18 protein-coding genes are annotated in these 21,504 nt (G+C 36.3%); 14 read left to right on the top strand and 4 right to left on the bottom strand.

The genetic code is table 11. The annotated features are described in order from the left end of the window. From ABS917_RS09170 to ABS917_RS09160, 3 genes are all read left to right on the top strand, one after another. Nucleotides 1–1,603: ATP-binding protein (locus ABS917_RS09170; RefSeq protein ID WP_350478689.1), on the top strand; the 1,603-nt coding region annotated here is incomplete at its 5' end. A gap of 654 nt (nt 1,604–2,257) precedes the next feature. Continuing rightward, nucleotides 2,258–2,560, top strand: coding sequence for a DUF4212 domain-containing protein (locus ABS917_RS09165; RefSeq protein WP_350478688.1), 303 nt, complete (start codon nt 2,258–2,260; stop codon nt 2,558–2,560). Nucleotides 2,561–2,576: 16 nt separating this feature from the next. Then, nucleotides 2,577–4,244, top strand: a complete 1,668-nt coding sequence (locus ABS917_RS09160) for a sodium:solute symporter family protein (RefSeq protein ID WP_350478687.1) — start codon at nt 2,577–2,579, stop codon at nt 4,242–4,244. Between the two features lie 94 nt (nt 4,245–4,338). Here ABS917_RS09160 and ABS917_RS09155 read toward each other — a convergent pair whose 3' ends face one another. Beyond that, nucleotides 4,339–5,487 carry a YhgE/Pip domain-containing protein gene (locus tag ABS917_RS09155; protein WP_350478686.1) on the bottom strand — a complete coding sequence of 383 codons (1,149 nt, stop codon included), beginning with the start codon at nt 5,485–5,487 and terminating at the stop codon, nt 4,339–4,341. Nucleotides 5,488–5,617: 130 nt separating this feature from the next. Here ABS917_RS09155 and ABS917_RS09150 point away from each other — a divergent pair, with 130 nt between their 5' ends. After that, the gene (locus tag ABS917_RS09150) at nt 5,618–6,208 is read left to right on the top strand and encodes a TetR/AcrR family transcriptional regulator (RefSeq protein ID WP_350478685.1); all 591 of its coding nucleotides are present in this window, start codon (nt 5,618–5,620) and stop codon (nt 6,206–6,208) included. Between the two features lie 47 nt (nt 6,209–6,255). Here ABS917_RS09150 and ABS917_RS09145 read toward each other — a convergent pair whose 3' ends face one another. Then, nucleotides 6,256–6,909, bottom strand: a complete 654-nt coding sequence (locus tag ABS917_RS09145; RefSeq protein ID WP_350478684.1) for a TVP38/TMEM64 family protein — start codon at nt 6,907–6,909, stop codon at nt 6,256–6,258. A gap of 229 nt (nt 6,910–7,138) precedes the next feature. Between ABS917_RS09145 and ABS917_RS09140 the strand changes: the two genes are divergently transcribed. Both ABS917_RS09140 and ABS917_RS09135 read left to right on the top strand, forming a co-directional pair. Further along, nucleotides 7,139–7,882 carry a DUF4230 domain-containing protein gene (locus tag ABS917_RS09140; protein WP_350478683.1) on the top strand — a complete coding sequence of 248 codons (744 nt, stop codon included), beginning with the start codon at nt 7,139–7,141 and terminating at the stop codon, nt 7,880–7,882. Nucleotides 7,883–8,211: 329 nt separating this feature from the next. Continuing rightward, nucleotides 8,212–9,480: an OFA family MFS transporter gene (locus ABS917_RS09135; RefSeq protein WP_350478682.1), complete on the top strand. Its 1,269-nt coding sequence runs from the start codon at nt 8,212–8,214 to the stop codon at nt 9,478–9,480. A gap of 115 nt (nt 9,481–9,595) precedes the next feature. Here ABS917_RS09135 and ABS917_RS09130 read toward each other — a convergent pair whose 3' ends face one another. After that, entirely contained in the window at nt 9,596–13,384 is a 3,789-nt protein-coding gene (locus ABS917_RS09130) for a S8 family serine peptidase (RefSeq protein WP_350478681.1), read from the bottom strand. Between the two features lie 348 nt (nt 13,385–13,732). Here ABS917_RS09130 and ABS917_RS09125 point away from each other — a divergent pair, with 348 nt between their 5' ends. Then, a complete protein-coding gene (locus ABS917_RS09125; protein WP_350478680.1) occupies nt 13,733–13,957 on the top strand; it encodes a hypothetical protein in 225 nt (74 codons plus the stop codon). A 148-nt stretch (nt 13,958–14,105) separates the two neighbouring features. Here the strand turns inward: ABS917_RS09125 and ABS917_RS09120 are convergent, their stop codons facing one another. Then, nucleotides 14,106–14,687 carry a hypothetical protein gene (locus ABS917_RS09120; RefSeq protein WP_350478679.1) on the bottom strand — a complete coding sequence of 194 codons (582 nt, stop codon included), beginning with the start codon at nt 14,685–14,687 and terminating at the stop codon, nt 14,106–14,108. 355 nt (nt 14,688–15,042) lie between these two features. Between ABS917_RS09120 and ABS917_RS09115 the strand changes: the two genes are divergently transcribed. From ABS917_RS09115 to ABS917_RS09085, 7 genes are all read left to right on the top strand, one after another. Further along, entirely contained in the window at nt 15,043–15,465 is a 423-nt protein-coding gene (locus ABS917_RS09115) for an organic hydroperoxide resistance protein (RefSeq protein ID WP_350478678.1), read from the top strand. 399 nt (nt 15,466–15,864) lie between these two features. Further along, the gene (locus tag ABS917_RS09110; RefSeq protein ID WP_350478677.1) at nt 15,865–17,073 is read left to right on the top strand and encodes a glycosyltransferase; all 1,209 of its coding nucleotides are present in this window, start codon (nt 15,865–15,867) and stop codon (nt 17,071–17,073) included. Continuing rightward, nucleotides 17,039–17,782 carry an HAD-IIB family hydrolase gene (locus ABS917_RS09105; protein WP_350478676.1) on the top strand — a complete coding sequence of 248 codons (744 nt, stop codon included), beginning with the start codon at nt 17,039–17,041 and terminating at the stop codon, nt 17,780–17,782. Before ABS917_RS09110 ends, ABS917_RS09105 begins: the two co-directional genes overlap by 35 nt. Before the next feature lie 163 nt (nt 17,783–17,945). After that, nucleotides 17,946–18,284 (top strand): CotD family spore coat protein, encoded by a 339-nt coding sequence (locus ABS917_RS09100; RefSeq protein WP_483316054.1) that lies wholly within the window; start codon nt 17,946–17,948, stop codon nt 18,282–18,284. Nucleotides 18,285–18,457: 173 nt separating this feature from the next. Continuing rightward, nucleotides 18,458–19,540, top strand: coding sequence for a type III polyketide synthase (locus tag ABS917_RS09095; protein ID WP_483316056.1), 1,083 nt, complete (start codon nt 18,458–18,460; stop codon nt 19,538–19,540). 1 nt (nt 19,541) lies between these two features. Continuing rightward, on the top strand, nt 19,542–20,084 hold the full coding sequence (locus ABS917_RS09090; protein WP_483316055.1) for an isoprenylcysteine carboxyl methyltransferase family protein: 543 nt from the start codon (nt 19,542–19,544) through the stop codon (nt 20,082–20,084). Nucleotides 20,085–20,246: 162 nt separating this feature from the next. After that, a complete protein-coding gene (locus ABS917_RS09085; RefSeq protein WP_008407061.1) occupies nt 20,247–21,386 on the top strand; it encodes a zinc-dependent alcohol dehydrogenase in 1,140 nt (379 codons plus the stop codon). Nucleotides 21,387–21,504: the final 118 nt, after the last annotated feature.

Below are 21,504 nucleotides of genomic sequence, written 5' to 3'. Positions count from 1 at the left end.
TGGACTTAATAAAATGGAAACTAGAAATACATATATATATAATTCGCATCAAAGATGTCTTAATAGAAATATGAATCCTTATGAACTTCCGATTCCTGGAGGGGAATTGTCAAAAAGTGTGTTGGTACAAAAGAAGAGGAGCCTTGATGATACCATTTCCGTAGCAAGGAAATTTATGACGAAGTTAATAGCCGAACTAGATGGGACAGCTGTTTTAATCGTTATCACTGATCATGAAGGATACATTATAGAATTGTACGGAGATGAAATGATTAAGTGGCAAATTGAGTCGTTAGGGTTAACTCCGGGAATTAGATTAATAGAAGAGGAGGTCGGAACGAATTCCATTGAAATGGCATTAAAAATGGGGGAATCTGTCCAGCTTATTGGATTAGACCATTTCTTCCATTGTTTACATGAAAGTGCTTGTTTCTCTGTACCTTTTAATTCTTCAGGTAAGATAGGCGGGACTATTTCAGTGATGATGGCCGCTCATCATGCAAGTTCCTTCCATTCAGGATTACTTAAATCTGCTGTAGATTCGATAGAACGTGAGGTCAGAGTAAAGCAGCAGAATAAGAAATTATTAGTCTTAAATCAAGTGCTAATGGAAAACAGTCGAAACGGGGTTATTATGGCCAATGAGGAAGGGAAAATAGTTGAAATAAATCCTTTTGCTGAGAAAGTATTATCTTGCAGTAAAGAAGAAATATGCAATCGCTCAATTACAGAAATTGCAGTAATCGGCGGATACATGGAAAATGTTTTGAGAGGGAGTAAAAAGTACGAAGATATTGAGGTATCCATTTCCAATAAAACATATTTATTTGACACATTTCCAATTTATAATGAATCTAGCCAAATAAATGGAGTATTTGGCCAGTTTAGAGATATTACAGAAAGACTCGCATTAGAAAGACAACTTATGCTAAGTGAGAAATTGTCAGCAATAGGAAAGATAAGTGCCGGACTTGCTCATGAGATTAGAAATCCTCTTACTTCAATCATAGGTTTATTAGAAGTCTTTAAGGAAAATTTAAAAACTGATAATGACAAGCAAAGAGAATATTTTAGAATTATCTTCAGTGAATTAGAAAGAATAAAAAATCTTGTTCAGCAATTTGTGATGATGGCTAAACCGGATGACAAAGAAGTCTCTAAATCCAGAGTGAGTATACATGAACTTATGGAAGATATTTTGATGTTAATGGAAAATGAATTTAGAATTAGAAATATAAAGGTCCTTTATCAGGCTTCTTTTAAGGATAAGGTTTATATAGATAAGGATAAAATCAAGCAGGTATTTCTAAACATTCTACAAAATTCCTTCGATGCCATTGACTTTGACGGCAATATATCAATTGCTATCGATCAAGGTCATTCTGATAATGAAGTTGAAGTTATAATAAGAGATGATGGATCTGGAATGGATAAAGATACGTTGGAAAAACTAACCACTCCTTTTCATTCAACAAAAAAAAATGGATTGGGACTCGGATTATCGATGAGTTATCACATTATTGAATTGCATAGAGGAAGAATAAATGTAAAAAGTGAGAAGGGAAAAGGGACAACCTTTACAATTTGGTTGCCGCAATCTTAAATAGATGCGGTTCCGCAATAAAAAAGGCAGCATCTCACTTGGAGATGCTGCGGTAGAATTCTTTGTTCCTGAAGAACTCTAATGGGTTTGGCACCCAATAATGCTGATTTAACAATCTTAAATTAACATTTTCGATGTCAAAAATATATGGTCGCTTACTACTATTCCAATATAACATAGTAAACCTTCGAATCTTTAATAATTATGTATTCTGTGTTTAGGTTTATAAGAGAAACCATATTCGATAAAAGAGTAAATAAACCATATCATAAGTTGGGCAGTTTTAATAAATACCACCTAGAACGTTGATTTATCAATGTACTAGGTGGTTTTAATTTTAGATGCTTGTCTGTTTTAGTAATCACTACTTAACTGATTTTTTTATTCTATAGTCGTTTTATCCTGGACATTTTCAACATACATTAAAAAAACTTGGAGACTTAGGGGGAATTAGTTGCTTCTATTCATTATTCTTTTCTCCGTTTGCTGTCTTGCTTATGGACTAATCAAAAAACGTTTCATCGCTCTCACCTTTCCTATAATAGGACTTATTATTTTAATGGTTATTAAGGTGATTTTAGTACCGCTTCCTTTAAAGGAAACAATTCTTTTTATTTTTGATTTACGATAAAAATTTGAAGAAAGAAGGTCTAGATGAAAAAAATCGACAAAAAAGTTGCTGATGCCTATTTCCGTGAGAAAAATACGTACATGGCTATTTATTTTGTTATTTGGTTTTTAGTGTCTTTTGTTATGGTAGCGCTTGCAGACTCATTAACCGATGTTCAGTTTTTGGGATTCCCGTTCCACTACTTTATGGGGGCAATTGGAGCTTTGTTTACTTTCATTATTTTGCTTTTTGTAAATGCGATTGTTGGGGACAAAATTGATAAAAAGTATGGGATTAGTGAAGCGCGAAATGAAGAAATTGGCGCTAACAATATGATTAATCACTAATGGAGGGGGGTTATTTATGGATACTCAATTTATAGTGTCAATGTTGATTATATTGGCTACATTTGCTTTATACATTTGGATTGCAGTTTATAATACTGCTAAACAAACATCTGATTTCTATGTAGCTGGTCGTGGAGTGCCCCCAATTTTCAATGGAATGGCAATTGGGGCAGACTGGATGAGTGCAGCATCCTTTATCGGGATGGCTGGTACGATCATGTTACTTGGCTATGATGGATTGGCTTATATTATGGGATGGACTGGCGGATATTTGTTTTTAACGATATTACTAGCACCGCAGCTACGTAAATTTGGTCGCTATACCGTGCCTGAATTTATCGGAGACCGTTTTAATAGTAAAGCAGCACTAATAATAGCAGCTATATGTACAATTATTATAAGCTTCACGTATTCAATCGGGCAGCTATCGGGTTCTGGTGTAGTAATCGGACGTCTATTTGAAATTGATGCGAAAATAGGAACAATGATCGGCGTTGTGCTCATTGCATTTTATGCTGCATTTGGTGGTATGAAGGGTATTACTTGGACTCAAGTAGCCCAATACGTGATTTTAATAATCGCCTATTTAGTACCTGTTATTTTTATGTCATTCCATTTGACTAGTAATCCTTTACCATGGATTTCCTATGGTGAAATTTTAACGAAAATGGGTGAACTCGACCGGGAACTCGGAATTTCGGAGTACTTTGCACCTTTTACAAATGGAACTAAGTGGCAGTTTTTAGCTCTTATGTTTACGTTGATGTGTGGTACAGCCGGACTTCCGCATGTAATTGTACGTTTTTATACAGTCGGTACGATGAAGGCAGCTCGTTGGTCAGGTGCATGGGCATTAGTGTTTATCGGGCTTTTATATTTTAGTGCACCAGCTTATGCAGCTTTTGCTCGCTTTATTTTAATGACGGAAGTGGCTGGTAAAAAAATTGCTGAACTACCGGCTTGGACTCAATCTTGGATTGATACAGGTAAATTAGGGATAGCCGATACGAATGGTGACGGTATTCTTCAATGGCTTGAACTGAAAATAGCCAATGATATTGTCGTAATGGCTACACCTGAAATTGCAAATCTAGGTGTATTTGTTATTGGACTCGTGGCAGCAGGAGCAATGGCAGCTGCCTTATCTACAGCTGGTGGTTTAATGATTTCTATTTCATCATCATTTGCACACGATATTTATTATCGCATCATCAATCCACAAGCATCGGAACAAAAACGCCTGTTAATAGGACGTATTTCAATTGTTGTTGCAACACTATTGGCAGGGATTATTGCATTAAACCCGCCTGGTGCCATTACTCAAATTGTTGCATGGGCATTTGCGCTTGCAACGGGTACCTTCTTCCCTGCACTCGTTTTAGGTGTCTGGTGGAAGCGAGCTAATGCAAAGGGAACCATAGCTGGAATGCTTGTCGGTTTAGCCGTTACACTTATTTATATCTTTAGTGCAAAGTACGGTGGCTTTACGGTATTAGGCATTATTGATACTGGTGCTGGTATTTTCGGGGCAATTGCTGCATTCGCTACTAATATTATTGTTTCGCTTTCAACACGGGCTCCTTCACAAGAACTTCAAGATGCAGTTTTAAACCTGCGTTATCCAGAACAAATGGTTTATAAAGACGGTGAAGTTTATTTAAATGACGGATCATCGAAAGAATAAAGAATCCAGAGCGCAGTTCAATGTACAAAGAAATTAAATAATAAATAAAAAAACGTTATTTTGCCTTAAATGCAAAATAACGTTTTTTAATATGTCAGTTCTGTTGTACTTTAATTTTTACAGGTTTGAAAATTGACAGTAAGAAAATAACTAAGCCTGCAATACCAATTCCTAAAATTGTATTGAAGGAAGCACCTGTGTAGAATCCGCTACCGAAGTAGAAAATTTCTCGTAAACCTTCAGAAGCAAAACGAATCGGTACCCAAGGACGAATGAAGTTTACGAAGAAACTTGGAAGCATTTCCTGTGGCGTCATTAGAACACCCATACCTAAAAGCATGACAATCATGAATAATGTGATAGCCGGTTTGCCAATCCATGCGGTAATTGCTGATACTAATAAATAGAAACAGAATGCTGCAAATGATACAAAGAAAGCAACTAGGAAGTAGCTTGGCATATTAATACCTGCAATCAGTGCAAGTGTTGCAACAGTGAAGCCTGAGAACAGGGCGATAATAATTCCGAATAAAACTTGTCCGCCGATGAGGCCTAATGTTTGTTTACGTGTTAACAACTCTTTCTTAAAAATGCCTGACGTTGCTAAAAATACAATGAACCCGCCGATTAACGCACCTACCCATGCAGGCACTGCCAATAAAGTTGGTGCACTACCGTTTGCAGTAGAAGCTGTAATAGGATTATATATTTTTTCTTCAGCAACAATTGGATTTACTAAAACAGAGGCTTGCGTTGCATCAATTTTCTCAGTACCAAGCTGTGATAGGTAGTTGGCAGAATACAGGTCACTCACTCCAGATACAACGCCGTTTAAAGCAGTTTTCGCAAAGTTTGCGCCAGTCATATTAAAGCCTTGGTTAATATATATTTGCAGTTTGGCAGCATGATTATTAGTTAGTGCATTTTGTAGTGTGTCATTGTAGCCTTCAGGAATGACAAGTGCTGCATAATACTTTTTATCTGCAAAAAGTGAATCGATATTTTCTTCTTTCACAGTTGTAAATGCTATAACCGGTTCTGCACCGTCTATACCTTTACTCACTTGTTCAACAGCCTCGAGAACAGTTTTGACGTGTTGCCCCTCATCGTTAACAATAAGAGCAACTGGCAGATTTTTTACCTGCGGATTTCCTTGTGCGAATAAGTTTAACGAAAATAGTGCGATAATTAATATAACAGCAATAGGAGCAGCCCATGCTAATTTCTCTTTAAATAAACTCAAATGAATTTCATCCTTTCTCAAATTTCAACATGTTGTTTATTATTACTCGTTCATTTTATAATTTAAGTGGAAATCAAAGCAATCAACAAAATAAACAGATTGTTCAATTTTGATGAAAGAGGGTGCATTTTTGAGCGTTTATACGGAAAAAAATCGAAGAACAAAAGAGCTTATTCAAAAATCATTTATGGAGATGCTGGAAAAGAAAACTTTTGATTCAATTACAGTAGGGGATATTGCGAAAACAGCCAAGATTAATCGTGGAACATTTTATTTACACTTTATCGATAAGTTTGATTTACTGGATCAGATTGAATTACAACTATTTGAAGAGCTAGGGGATCATATTGATCAATTGCAATCGAACTATTCATCTACACATTCGTTTGAAAAAGGACAGGAACAATTAGCTGCCGCATTATTTAATTCAATAAAAATGCAGGCACCACTTTTAAAAATCTTTTTAAGTGAACATGGAAGAGCAGGTTTTCATCTTCGGTTTAGAGCAGCCTTTTCAGAAAAAGTACGTGTAAACCTGGAGGGGAATGAAAGCTTCAATGCAAATTTGAATGTCCCGATGGAATACTTTTTAGCTTTTATCACATCTGCTTTTTTAGGATTAATTGAACAATGGGTTCAAAATAATTTAGACAAGACCTCTGAAGAGATGACAGTATTATATATTGATATTATTTCCTTTATTCAAAGGAAAAATAATTAGACTATTGCCCCATTAGCGCAAAAAAAGAAGGTATAATACCTTCTTTTTTAAATACTGCTTGTACGCTGCTTTTTAATGAATCGGAACACAACGATAATGGCGGCAATTGCAATAATTACATAAAAAAGATGTCTATATTGCTGTGAGACAGAGAAAATCCCGTAAGAAACAGAGGCTAATGCAAGTCCATAAATCATATTACCAATTGTAGTAGCTGAGATGAAATACGATATTTTCATTTTGCTTAAGCCTGATACGATGTTGATTAAATTCGTAGGAAGGAATGGCAAAATACGCCCTGACAAAACAAACAGAAAGCCGTTTTGATTAATTTGCTGCTCATATTTTTTTAATTTTTCCGAAGTAAATAAATTTGCGAAAAAATAGCGAATGGAAAGAAAAATTGATGTACTTCCAATAACACTGCTGAATGTACTAAAAATATAACCACGCCAAAACCCAAACAATGCAATATTAATCGTAATGACTAAAATTAACGGGATAAATGTAAATAAGTTTTGCAGGAACATTAATAACATCATTATTAAAATAACGATAGTTAGATTGTTATGGGCAAGCTCTAAAATAAGCTGGGGTGACAGATCGGAAACAGAAATACCACTTTTGTAAAGTGCAAAGAATAAACCTGTTAAAATTGCTGCAAATAGAGTCCCTCGTATAAATAACGATTGTTTTATCATTTTGAAACCTCTTTCAAATTAATTCCATTCGATAGTTTAAATGTATTTAATGAAAATTGCTATTAACAAGATTTGAGAAATATGAAAAAGGATTATACTTTCTCCGATATCTCTCGTAGTCACCTTTTTTAATTCTAATAATGATATATAATTTGATATGATATTCAAGTATAAATATGGGAATTGTATTATAATTTTCCTCAACAATATAAAGGGAGGGGGAGACGCTATGAGTAAAAAAGATGAAGCATTAACACAAATTGAACAAGTATTAAAGGAATTGAAAAAGGGTGAGGAAGAAAGTGCGGCCACTGCAGTTATAGGTCATCGTAGTGGAAACGCCAATATTTCCGGAGCAATATTTAAGGTTATATTTAAATTTTGGGGAGTTAAGATTTTATTAATTGCATTGCTTCTTATCCTTATCACATTCGGGGGTACTTGGTTTCTTTTCGGTAATACATTAAAAAAAGAAAGTACAGTTTTTGTAGAACAGGTCCAGGAATTATCAACGCTTGCAACGGCTGAAGCCCATATGAAAGTAATCATTGAGCAAGAGGATAATAAACTGTTTGGAAATGATATTTCGGTTAATTTACCAGGTACGAAAAGAGAGCTATTATTAATAGTCCCTGCTACAGTCATTGCAGGCGTTAATCTTAAAGAAGTAACTTCGAATGATATTAAAATCAATGAGGATGACAAGAAGTTAGAGATCGCTCTGCCCCGAGCAACACTTATACAGGATCCTGCTATTCAGGTGGAGGACGTCAAAACTTTCACAGATGAAGGGCTATTTCGTGGGGAAGTAAAATGGGATGAAGGATTTGACCTGGCGGCGGAAGCGCAGAAAAAAATCAAAGATGAAGCCATTGAAATAGGTTTGTTGGAATCAGCAGAAAAAAGTGCCGAGAAAGTTCTAGCAGAATTTTTCAGAAATCTAGGCTATACTGTGAAAATAACATTTAAATAGAACTTAATTATATCCTTTTAAATAAGATGATATTTTGCTGCTTCAAAACAGTCTAATTACTAAATTAGGCTGTTTTTTATTTGCTTAATTACAGAATAATTTGAATGATTTATGTAGCATTTCCAACAATTTAAAAATTATATTGAAATTATTATTCATTTATCATGAATATTATTATATAATCACTTTGTTAATGTTCGTAAAAATAAAATATTTAATCTATAAAATACTTATTATTATTAATTATATGGTTTATGTACGAACTATATTTATTTTTATTTAATTAATGTTCGTGTTTTTAGGTTGAATGAATAATGAGGAGTTTTAAAGTGGGGAAGTTTGAAAACAAGTGGATGCGTGCGGTCATTCCAGCTTTATTGATTCACTGTAGTATTGGTACGGTTTATTGCTGGTCGTTGTTTAAGGGGGATATTGCCTCTTATATCGGAAAACCTGTCAGTGAAGTGGAATGGGCATTCAGTATAGCTATTTTTGTTCTTGGTATGTCTGCGGCTTTTGGCGGGAAATTTGTTGAAAAGGATATTCATAAGTCATCCTTGCTTGCGGCAATATTTTTTATAGTAGGGATGGCAGCAACAGGTTTCTTTATTTATCAAAAATCATTGATCGGTATTTATATTTCTTATGGAGTTATTATGGGGATAGGCCTTGGAATCGGCTATTTAACGCCTGTAAAAACATTGATGCTTTGGTTTAAAGAACAAAAGGGATTGGCAACGGGTCTTGCTGTTGCCGGCTTCGGCTTAGCAAAAGTTATTGCAAGTCCATTAATGGAAAAGTTACTCGGTAATCGAAATAGTGAAGGGATTTTAGTAAACCCTACAAATATCTATACAATGTTTTATATTTTAGCAGCGATCTATTTAGTAATGATGATTGTAGGACACTTGATTCTAAAGAAACCGGCTGGACATGAAGAAGAAAGTATTGAAATGAATAGCTTCAGTTATAGAAAAGTATTGACGAATAAGACGTTTATCGGTATTTGGCTAATGTTCTATATTAATATTACATGTGGCTTAGCATTAATCTCACAAGAAAAAGGCATTTTAGCTTTCATTGGATTTGGAGCGATTGGTTTAGTTAGTTCGCTAACAGCCATTTTCAATGCAGGTGGACGAATTGCATTTTCTGCATGGGGGGATCGTTTAAAAGACCGTAACTCCATTTATAAAATTATTTTTATTTCTTCTATTAGCATTATTTTATGTACCGTTGTATTTGATGGAATAAATAACTCTATAGCAATTCTTATCATTGCTTTACTTTGTATTGTGAATGCAGGTTACGGTGGAGGATTCTCATCTTTACCGCCGCTATTATCAGACCGATTTGGTATTGATAGTATTTCAACTGTGCATGGTTTAGCTTTATCTGCCTGGGCATTTGCAGGTTTGACAGGCAATCAGCTAAGTGCAATAATTCTTGAAAAGACACAATCTTATGACATGGTATTATACGTAATTGCAGCTTTGTTTACAATTGCAACTTTAATTAGTATATTCGTTGTTAAACCTGAAAAAGTGAACTTGGAAAATGAAGAGTTTAATAAGAAAAAAGAAATAGTAATCGGATAAATTATGAAAGGATGCTTTGGATCATAGGGCATCCTTTTTCTTAGGGAAAAAAAGCTAAGTTTAAGCTCCATAGGGGATGAAGTCTTAAACTTAGCGATACTAGCCATAAGATTAATTAAATTTCATATTCTGTAACTTCATTATTATTTTTAGGTCCTTTACCATTGCCGTTGCCGTTGCCGTTGCCGTTGCCGTTGCCGTTGCCGTTGCCGTTACCGTTGCCGTTGCCGTTGCCGTTGCCGTTGCCGTTACCGTTACCGTTGCCGTTACCGTTGCCATTGCCATTGCCGTTACCAGGCTTTACAACATTGACGTCAAACGTAAGGGTATGCTCACCATATGTTACTGTAACAGAAGTAGTACCTTGGCCTTTCCCTTTTACAGTGCCTGCTTTAACAGTGGCAATCTTATTGTTTTCTACTTGGTAATTTGCAAGGTTTGTAACATCTTTCTCTGTTGTTTCACCGTTTAAAGTTGTTACTTCAGTAATTTTAACCTTAACTTCTTTCCCAATGCCTGTCTCAACTTGAGCTTGGTCGATTTCAAGAGTTACAACTGGCTCCTCCGCTACAGGTGCTTTAACTGTAACGGTTACTGTTGCTTCATTTTCGCCATGTTTAACAGTAATTGCCGTTGTGCCTTCTGCTACTGCAGTTACTAAACCATTTACAACTGTAGCAACATTTTCATCTGCCACAACATACGTAGCTTTTGAAGTTACATCTTCTTCTGCTGCATCACCTTCAGCAGGTGTTGTTGTTTCTGTTACCGCAAGCTGTGCAGTTTCTCCAGCTGTCAGGTCTAGCTCATTCGGATTTACAGAAAGAGTTACAACAGGTTTTACTACTTCATTTTCAAAAATAATTGCTTCGCCTACATTACCAGCAGCGTCTGTAATCACTACTGTTACAGCATTTGTTTCTGCTGTTACTGGGAATGTGAAGCTGCCATCCTGATTTAAGTCGAATGTAACCGGTGCTTGTACTTCGCCGTTTACAGTGGCAACATATGAAGCTTTTAATTTATCATTTAAATTGTATTCCAAACCGTATAAATACAGTTCTTCATTGTAGTCAATATACTTATCTGTTACTTGTCCTGAAACAACACCTTCAGCCTCTGAACCTGTAATTTCCGGTTTTGTCGTTTTTACAACAATCGGTCCTACATAATCCGAAACTACTCCTGTAGCTGCAAGACCAGTAAAGTCAATTGTATATAGACCATCCGGAATCGTAGTTGCAGGTGCACTGCCCCATGGTTTATATTGCCCGCCAATATTCAGCGTATAAGATCCTTTTCCAAGTGAAGTACCTGAATGCAGATAACCGATGTACCCGTCCCCATATTCTCCGCCTTCAGGGTTCATAATATCCCAAAGCTCAATATAGTTCGTTGTTACATCACCAGTTAATGTGAATGAAAGTACACTAGAGTCGTTAATACCGTCACCGTTAAATGACAGGTCTGTTTCCGTAATTTTTAAATCTTTAATTTCAGTTACTGCTGCGCTGCCGAAATCAGCGGCGAATGGCAATGAAGCTTCTGTAGATCCACCATTAATATGAATAAAACCTAAAAATTCAGAGCCGTTTGGTGCCACAGCTTGCGAAGCAGTTAATGTAATGTTCAACACCTGCTCACCAGCTAAAGTGAATGTTGGCTGATCAACAGTAACCGTTGCATCACCAAATGTTTTTGTCACATCAACGGATACGTTGTAATTGCCGCCGTTTCCTTTAATGTCCTTTACTAATACTTGTTTCGTTACAGAAATATTTCCGTCTTTCAATGATTGAGGACCAAAAGTAACCGTCCCTTTTTTGTTTTCTACAATTTCACCATTGCCGTCTAAAACTGCTGTATCAAGTGCATATGCAAGAATATCAGGGTGAGCTGCCGCATAAGCATTTACGCGTCCAGCACCTTGAGAGAACACATCATATTTAACTGTATCCAATACTTTTGCTGTATTTGAAAGTGCCACTTTTACATCGAACGCATCCCAATCAGGATTTGCCTGTTTTATTAATGCTACGATACCAGCAATATGCGGTGTTGCCATAGATGTTCCTGTTTTACGAGCATATGCTTCATCGTAAACTGCATCAGGGAAGTCCGATTTATACATAGGAATCGTTGACATAATATTTGTTCCAGGCGCTGTTACGTCCGGTTTAATATCAAAGTTTGGTGTTGAAGGTCCACGTGAACTGGAAGAGTTTACATCATCTCCAGTTGTTGTAGTTGAAGCAAATTTACCAAAGCTTACTTTTCCAGTTCCACCAGCCAATGCAGCACGAATTGCAGCACCGTCCGTTACAGACATATCAAATGTTGGCAGGAACTCAAATGAATCACCAAGGAATGTGCCTGAAATGTTCGGTGCATTCGATCCACCGGCAAAGTTATGGATAATTGTAGCTACTGCACCATTTGCTTTTGCATTTGCAATTTTATCAACAAAAGCGATACTTCCGCGTGAAATTAATGCCACTTTACCTTCAACATCAATTCCTTCAAAATCTTTCATTTCCCCATTTCCAGGAATCGCAACTAAATCGAACTCACCTTGAAGCTGTGTAGCTAAGTTTTTACCAAAAGTTGTTCCCATTAAAGGAAGCTGTTTTGTAAAGTTATAGTCGCCTACTGTAATGTTCACTTCTCCGTTATACATTGTTTCCGGATTTGTTGTGTTACCGACTGCAATTCCTAAGCGGGCAGTTGCAGGTGTGCCCATTGTTCCACGGTTTGGACCTGAGTTACCTGTTGCAACAACTCCGATTGTTCCAGCCATCATTGCGTTATTGATAGCGAATGATCCTGCATCCGTTTCAGTGTTAGCACCACCGCCAAGTGAAAGGTTAATAACATCCATTTCTTCTAAAACAGCTGTTTCAATTGCTTTAACAATACCTGATGTCGCACCGCTTCCGTATGCCCCCAAAACACGGTAAGCATAAAGGTCTACTTTTGGAGCAATCCCTTTAATACCGAATTCGTTAGCGCCAATTGCCGCAATTGTCCCGGCAACATGCGTACCATGAGAAGTGTAGAACGAGCTTCCGTTTGCATTAAATTCAGGTGTTCCTGATGGACGCTCTGAAGGTAATGTTTCCGATGCATCGTCATCTGCACGAGGTTTAGTGTAAGTTGATGAGTTAGGAATAAAGTTCTTCCCGCCTTTATAAATGTCAGCAAATTCAGGGTGATCAGCATCAATACCTGTATCAAGTACTGCCACTTTTACCCCTTGTCCTTCAATTCCTTCATTCCAAAGCTTTTCAATACCAAGGAAAGAAATACTTGTATTCATTTGTGCTTCCAATTGCTCATCTTTAATAAGTTCTGATGATTTTGTTGTAATCTCTTCTGATGCGTATACCGTTGCATCCGGTTCAATTAAAGTAATTCCCTCTACTGAAAGTAGTTTTGGAATGTCATTCGCTTTAATTGTTGCTGCAAACCCGTTTAGTACCGTATCAAAAGTGTATCCTTGTGTCATTTGCACCTGTTTGGCAGTTAATTCTTTTTTTACTTTTGCCTGTTGTGCTTTTACATTTGAACGTACTTCGTTTGCACGGGCATTAGAAAATTTTTTGCCTTTAACTTGGCTGATTCCTTGCTCTAATGCTACCGGTTTTTCTGATAAATGAACGATGACTGCAACCTCTTGATTGCCTGAAATATTTTGCAGGCTTTCATGAAGGATTGGACCATCTTTGGATAAACTAAGCTGTTCAGCGATTGCTGCTTTTAGCTGGAGAATACTCTCATTTTGTCCACCCTGCTTGAATGGTTTTGATTCTTCAGCGCTTGCATTCGAGAATGGAACTAATAAAGAAAGCACCATAACAAAAGCTAGAATACTGCTAAAGAATCTCGTAAACTTAAACTTCTTCAATTCTCATTTCCCCTTTTGGTTAAATTTTCGCACTATTCTGTTTAATGCGGTATTACCAATTTATCACAATAGAATTTATCCGAATATCGAAATTTCTATTATTTCCAAAAGATTGATAAATAGTATCAGTTTGGTATATTTATGTTAAATCTATCTTCCTAGTATTTTGGTAAAATAGTAGAACTTTCTTATGAGAAATAAAAAATAAGGGACCTAAATCACTAATAGGAGAAATGAGATTGTACATCTTTAATAAAAGGAAGGAAGAGTGGTTAAACTTTTAAATGGAAAGTATGAAAGTGAAAAGACTTTTATACTTTTCAAATAAATAATCAATGGAGGATGGCTATGTCAAATATGAATTTTAAGCGCAACAATGCAAAAGTAAGAGGCGGGCAAAGTGCGAATAAGCTAGAAGTAAATCACAATCGTAAAAACTCCCAGCAAGAAGAGTTTGTATCAGAACTTGATTTTATTTTTAATGCAGCTCCAGCAAAAGAAAACAATGTTCCCGCCAAAAGAAGTAAAACAGGCATGAACGAGCCTGAAAGTGAACGAACTGCCTGGAACTAATTTATATTTGACATCTATTCAGCACATTGAGAACAGAACTAAGGCTTAGGCCTTGGTTCTTTTTTATTAAATGGTACTTTACAAAGTGCAAATAGAACGTTTATATCATTTAATAGTTGGTTCGACCATTAAGCAGCTACTGGTTTAGTCATGATTTTTCTTTCAACTTCTTTTCGTTTTCTTCAATTTCTTTAATGTATTCCTGATATTCTTTCTCCACATCTGATGTTGAGGGGAGGATGTGTTCCTTTGATGAATCGATTCGTTGTCCATAGCGAATCATTTTATAAATTATCATCCCGTTATTCGGTTTTCCACTAAATGTGGTCATCGGAACTGCATCGAATAATACATAATAAAATGCATAAAAAACAAAGCGATCCCAAAATGTTTTATATTCTTCAATTACCCCGTTGGCAATTAGAAAGTTGATCGTAAGACCGAATACAAGATTGATTAAAATTGGTCCGGAATAAATACTAATATAGGCAAATTTATTTTCATGCTTTAATTTGTCATACGAAAACCAGCTGTAAAAATGATAGTATCTGCGGACATCGAACATACCAAACTTAAATACTCTACGTCCTGATCCGATAGTTACTCTTGGTTCAATTACTCCGAACAGCCGGCTGACAATTACGTACCCCATCTCCCTAAGAAATACGACAGCAGGCAAGATAATAAATGCAGAAATGATTAATGAAATGAGATCGGATATGCCAAACATATTACTATCCCCTCCCAACGAATACTTGTAAGTTGATACCCCTCATCAACAATTCAAAACATAAGCAAACGCTCTATTATCTACATTTACATTGCTTCCACCACAGATTTTGTTACGAAAAAATAATATATAAAAATAGTAAATGGAAGACGCTAATGGTACTACTTCAGCCTGTCAGCCCCAGCATTCACTTAACTATTCCAGCCGAATATATCGACCTATAAACACTTTTAATTGAATAATTTATTGCTCTCTAATAATGAAATTAACAATTAATTAACATAAAATACTTTTGAAAAAAGGAAAAAACGGGTAAGGATTAGTTGTATCTAAAAATGAAAGGTGTGGAAGTGGAATGTCTGAAAAATTATTTACTGCTATTGCAACTGCTTCGGGAGGACGTGAAGGGAAAGTACACTCGGATAATGGGGTAATTCAATTTGAAACAGCAATGCCAGGTACACCGCGAGCGAAAGAAATTGAAAATGCAACAAATCCAGAACAATTATTTGCTGCAGGGTATGCTGCTTGTTTTGATAGTGCCCTTCAATTAACAGCAAGTAAAGCCCGTGTTAAATTCACATCTGAAGTAACAGCTAATGTGAGCCTATTAAAAGATGAACAAGATCAAGGGTTTAAGCTTGGTGTTGTGCTTCAGGTGAAAGGGTCAGATATAGAGCGTGAACAGTTGGAAGAACTGGTGCATAAAGCGCATGAAGTATGTCCTTATTCAAAAGCAACAAGAGGCAATATTGAAGTTACGCTTGAAGTTATTTAAATAAGATGTACCGACTTAAGATGAATATAAAATATAGTCACTATTTACTATCTTTAATTATTTAGTATAATAGGAAAGTTTCATTTATACTACTTTTTTGAATATTTTGTTTAATTAAGGCCCAGTACGGGAACGTATCAATCGAGCTAAAAAATTATTATTTTTTATTAGACCGTAAAATTCAATGCCCTTAATCTTTCTTCTATTACTTGCTAGGTAGTTTGAGGGTGTTTGAATCTATCAAGAATAAAAGGATAACTTAAGAAGTTATAAATTCTACCTAGTTAATGAAGAGTAATTTATGGAAAGGTTACCATCATTTCATTAAAAATCAGCAAGACAGCAGTAAAGTTTTACAGCTATGATTCGCTGCTTAAGAACGAAAGGATGAGATTTCATTTGAGAAAGATATTATTTATTTCTGATCATGGCGACCCTTTAATTCCACTTGGAAGTAAACAAGCAGGTGGACAAAACAACTATGTAAAACATTTAGCCCTGCAGCTTGACGGACTTGGTTACAGCGTTGATATTGTTACACATTGGAGTAATGAACAAAAGCCGGCTGTTGAACAGTTGGGTGAGCGTAGTAAAGTATACCGCTTTGCAGGTGGTCAAAAAGGCTTTGTTGATAAGCGCCAGATGTTTACTTTACTTCCACGATTATACGAAGAAATGACAGAAGCCCTGGATATTAGCAGCTATGATGTTGTTCATACACATTACTGGTTATCAGGAGTACTCGCATATAATCTACAGAAAGAATATTCATTTTACTGGTGCCACACAAATCACTCCCTTGCAATTGCAAAAGAGCAAGGTACAGGATTTATAGAAAATAAGCGTAAGCACTTTGAAAAACTGATTATGGAACAAGCGGATGTAGTTATTGCTACTACTCCAAATGAGAAGCAGCAGATTGAAGTTTTTACAAAGAAAAAAAGTGCTGTATCCGTTGTGCCGGTAGGTGTTTCCCCATTGTATCTGGCGTCTTCTGAAGAAGAGGAACAGTTTGCATTTCCGTACTATTTTTATGCCGGCCGTTTAGAAACATCAAAAGGGATTTTTGATCTTTTAAAAGGATTCAGATATATGCTGGAAATGCATGAAGTCCCTGATAACGTGAAGCTGCTTATTGCAGGGGGATGTCCGGAATCAGTTGATGTAAAGAACTATTGCCCGAAAAGCGAGCCGCTAAAGGAAGCAATCAAAGGAATGGAAGATCGAGTATTATTCCTTGGCCCCAAAAATGAAAAACAGTTAAAGAGCCTTTATTCAGGTGCATTAGCAACTATTATGCCTTCACATTATGAATCGTTTGGTATGGTAGCTGCAGAAGCGCAGGCTTGTGGTTGTCCTGTAATTGCGACACATGTAGGTGGACTAAAAGATGTCGTTAAATCCGGAGTGACAGGTCTTCATATACCTAAAGCAAACGTGCAAAAACTAAGCGATAGCATGGCGTATTTCTTAAAGAGCTCGCCTAAACTATTAAAAATGCGTCGTGATGCAAAACAATATGCGATAAAAGAATTTAACTGGTCTCTTATTTCCCGCAAAGTAAAGGAGCTGTATGAACGAAAAAATGCTTACATTTCCTTACCTTAAACCTCGTGTCTTAGCAACAGATTTAGATAATACAATTGTTAGTGATAAAGTTCCACATACTGAATTATGGGAAACACTTGCACTTGAAAACACATCTCTTATATATATTACAGGAAGATATAGACAGTCCGCGATTGATTTAATCGAACGCGAACAACTGCCGAAACCGGATATTTTAATATGTGATGTTGGAGCTTCGATTTACCTTGGTCCCTCATATGAGCTTGACCAGGAATGGGCAGGCAACATTAGGCAGGAAGACTTTGAACAGGTTAAAACAATAGCAAAATCCATTGACATTGCCAGACAGCCAATAGATACACCTTGGCGATTGGCCTATTTTGCGAGTGAAATGCAAGTTCATATACTTAAGCAAGCGATCAAGCAACATAATTTAGCAGTTGATCTTATTTTCAGCAGTGAAAGAGATGTAGATATTCTGCCTGCAAATATTAATAAAGGTGCTGCTCTGAAATATGTACTTAATAAGTGTCATTATGATGGGAAGGTTGTTGTAGCAGGAGATTCCGAAAATGATCTCAGTCTTTTCAATCTTGGTTATCCTGCAATTGCAGTTGGAAATGCATGTGACGCCATATTAGCATTATCGGAAAATGAGCATATCCATTATGCAAAAGGACATGCATCAGCAGGTGTAAAAGAAATATGGGAAAAACTTTACACACCACTATCTCAAAAGATTCAATAAGTTTTTACTAGACAATTACTTTCCTGACTTTACTTCACTATTTTTATAGATAGCTGCATATTCTTTAAAATTTGTTTCATAACAATAGGCAAGTAAATAGGTTGTTCCGAATTTCCTTCATAAATTAGTAGAGATACATCAAGATGAAGGAAGGAGGATAAAATTGGTTAATAGAAACTGGTTTAATTCATTTAATGACGAAAGAGGTCAATCTTTTTTCAATAATGCACAGCAATTGCCAACACAAACAGGACCAGCTCAATATGCATCACCGCAAATTTCGCCAACGAGACAATATGTTCAAAGAAATGTATCAAACACGGTGGTGCCACATGTACATCCATCACATTTAACGACGGTCAACCAACATTATATTAACAACCAACACTATTTCCCTCATACACAATCAGTTGTGAATGAGTGCTTCGAAACTAATACGATGTGTGGAACACCGTTTAGACCGAATGGCGGCTGTGGTTGTTCAAAACGAAGAGGCTGGTAAACCGTTCTTCAATCGTGATGGCTGAAGTTAATAAAGAAGATAATAGCACCGTCCAGTAAATGGATAGTGCTATTATTCATGGACAAGACCTCAAAATTTCCATCTATTTCTGTATATTTTTATGATTTTATCAATACATTGTAAGAAAATAATTCATATAAGGAGAAATTACTATTCCAAAAATCGCTTCAGTAAGTACTCATACACCGCCTTTCACATTAGCTCAGACGAACATTGAGCAATTGACGAAAGAGCTTTTCCAACATAAAATTCCAAAGTTAGAACGGTTATTAAAAGTTTTTGAGAATGGTGAAATAAAGACAAGGAATTTATGTGTTTCACCTGACTGGTATCGTGAAGACCATACATTTGAAGAACGCAATGAACTCTATATAAAATTGGCTACCGAATATAGTGTTGAAGTCATAAAAAAATGTTTAACAAACCGTTCCTTTTTACAACAGGATCTATCTACCGAAGATATAGATGCTATTATATTTATTAGCAGTACAGGCATTTCAACGCCAAGTATTGATGCCCGCGTTATGAATATTCTTCCCTTTTCCAATGAACTAGTTAGAATCCCGATATGGGGGCTAGGCTGTGCAGGTGGAGCGGCAGGTATTAGCAGGGCGCATGACTATTGCAAAGCACACCCAAACGCAAAGGTTCTTGTCGTTTGTGTTGAACTATGCAGTCTTACATTCCAAAAAGATGATTATTCTAAAAGTAATCTTGTAGGTACTTCATTATTTGCTGATGGAGCGGCTTGTGCCCTTGTATGCGGCGATGATGTTGAACTAGAGCAAAATGTACCTATACCGTATATTAAGGGATGCGGCTCAAAATGGATGCCCGATTCTGAAGATGTTATGGGCTGGGATGTAAAGAATAGCGGTTTGCATGTTGTGTTTTCAAAGAGCATTCCCGTCATTATTTCAAAATGGCTTGGGCCGTTTATTCATGAATTTTTAAATAAGCACGATGTTTCACCTGAGCAAATTGAGAATTTTGTAGCACACCCAGGTGGGAAAAAGGTGTTACATGCTTATGAAGAAACATTGAATTTAACAACGGAACATACAGATGTTTCACGTGAAATATTACAAAAAAATGGAAATATGTCTTCTCCGACAGTTCTTTATGTTTTGGAACAATTTATGTTAAATGAAAAAAAAGCGGATACTTTAGGATTATTGGTTGCTTTAGGGCCTGGTTTTAGCGGAGAAGTAGTATTATTGGAATGGAGGGAGTAAGCTGATTTTTTATATTGTACTAGCTTTTGTAATTATTCAAAGATTAGTAGAGCTGGTTGTAGCAAAAAGAAATGAAAAATTAATGCTTGCTAAAGGAGCATATGAAGTAGGTGCTTCTCATTATCCATTCATGATATTACTGCATACGGGCTTTTTTGTAAGTCTTCTTATTGAAGTAGTATTTTTCAGTGAACAATTTACACCGCATTATATATGGCTGGTTTTATTTTTATTGCTGCAGATGTTAAGGGTATGGTGTCTAGTTTCATTAGGATCTTTCTGGAATACGAAGATTATTATTTTACCTGGAGCAAATGTAGTAGCGAAGGGACCGTATTCTTTTATCCGTCACCCAAACTATTTAGTTGTATGTTTGGAAATTGCTGTATTGCCTCTTATGTTTCAGGCATATTTTACAGCTATTTGTTTCACCATTTTAAATTTCATTATCCTGTCTATTCGCATTCCGATGGAGGAAAAAGCACTAAAAGAAGGGACAGACTATATAGCTTATTTGGAACGAAATAATATTAAACAGCCATAATAGAAAGCACTAATCCTATAGAGGGTTAGTGTTTTTTTATGTCCGTCCATGACTAAGCAATGGTTGATTTTATGTATATTTTTTTTGATGGAGGGTATAGAACTTACAGAATGACTTCACCGAAGTTTAATTCTAATACTTTATCCAACAGGAGGGGTCTTTTTGAAAGCAGTAACGTATCAAGGTGCCAAAAAAGTAGAAGTAAAAGAAGTTCCGGATGCAAAAATTGAAAAGCCAGATGACATTATTGTTCGTATTACCTCAACGGCTATTTGCGGGTCAGATCTCCATATTTATCGTGGAGCTGTTCCGGCACGAGAGGATTTTGTAATTGGACATGAGCCAATGGGAATTGTGGAAGAAGTCGGACCTGATGTAACGAAAGTTAAAAAAGGGGATCGAGTTGTTATTCCTTTTAATGTCGCTTGCGGCGAATGCTTCTACTGTCAAAATCAGTTGGAAAGCCAATGTGACAATGCCAACGAAAATCCGGCAATTGATTCAGGTGCATATTTTGGATATACAGAGCGCTACGGTAACTTCCCGGGTGGACAGGCTGAATATTTGCGTGTACCGTACGGAAACTTCATACCATTTAAAGTACCTGACAACTGTGAACTAGAAGATGAGGCATTACTGTTTATATCTGATGTATTGCCGACAGCCTATTGGAGTGTAGAACATTCGGGTGTTAAAAAGGGCGATACGGTTATTGTACTAGGTTCAGGTCCAATAGGATTAATGGTACAGAAATTCGCGTGGATGAAAGGTGCGAAGCGTGTAATGGTAGTAGATCCTTTAAACTATCGTTTAGAGCATGCGAAACGTACAAACAATGTTGAAATATTTAACTTTGATGATTTTGACGATGTAGGAAATCATCTTCATGAGCTTACACATGGAGGAGCTGATGTAGTTATTGACTGTGTGGGTATGGACGGGAAAATGTCTCTTGTAGAAAAAGCACAGCAAAAGCTGAAACTTCAGGGCGGAACACTGAGTGCCATTGATGTTGGAATTAAGGCAGTCCGGAAATTTGGTACAATCCAGCTGACGGGTGTATATGGTTCAAAATACAATATGTTCCCGTTAGGCAATATTTTCGAGCGTAATGTAACCGTGAAAACGGGACAAGCACCAGCGATTCATTACAGTCCAATGCTTTATGAAATGGTTGCTGAAGGGAAGATTGATCCAACAGAAATCATTACCCATAAAGTGCCACTATCTGAGGCGAGTGAAGCATATAAGAAATTCCATGATCATGAGGATCAAAGTATTAAATTTATTTTAAAACCATAGTATTTCCTTACCTATGGAAAACAAATAATAACGTTCATTACAGCACCTAAAACGTTGCATCTGCAATGATTAGGTGTTTTTTATTGAAAACACTGCTTCCAATTGATGCTCTTATTTA

Source organism: Solibacillus sp. (assembly GCF_040273735.1).
Taxonomy (GTDB): domain Bacteria; phylum Bacillota; class Bacilli; order Bacillales_A; family Planococcaceae; genus Solibacillus.
This window is presented reverse-complemented; position numbering and strand designations above follow the sequence as displayed.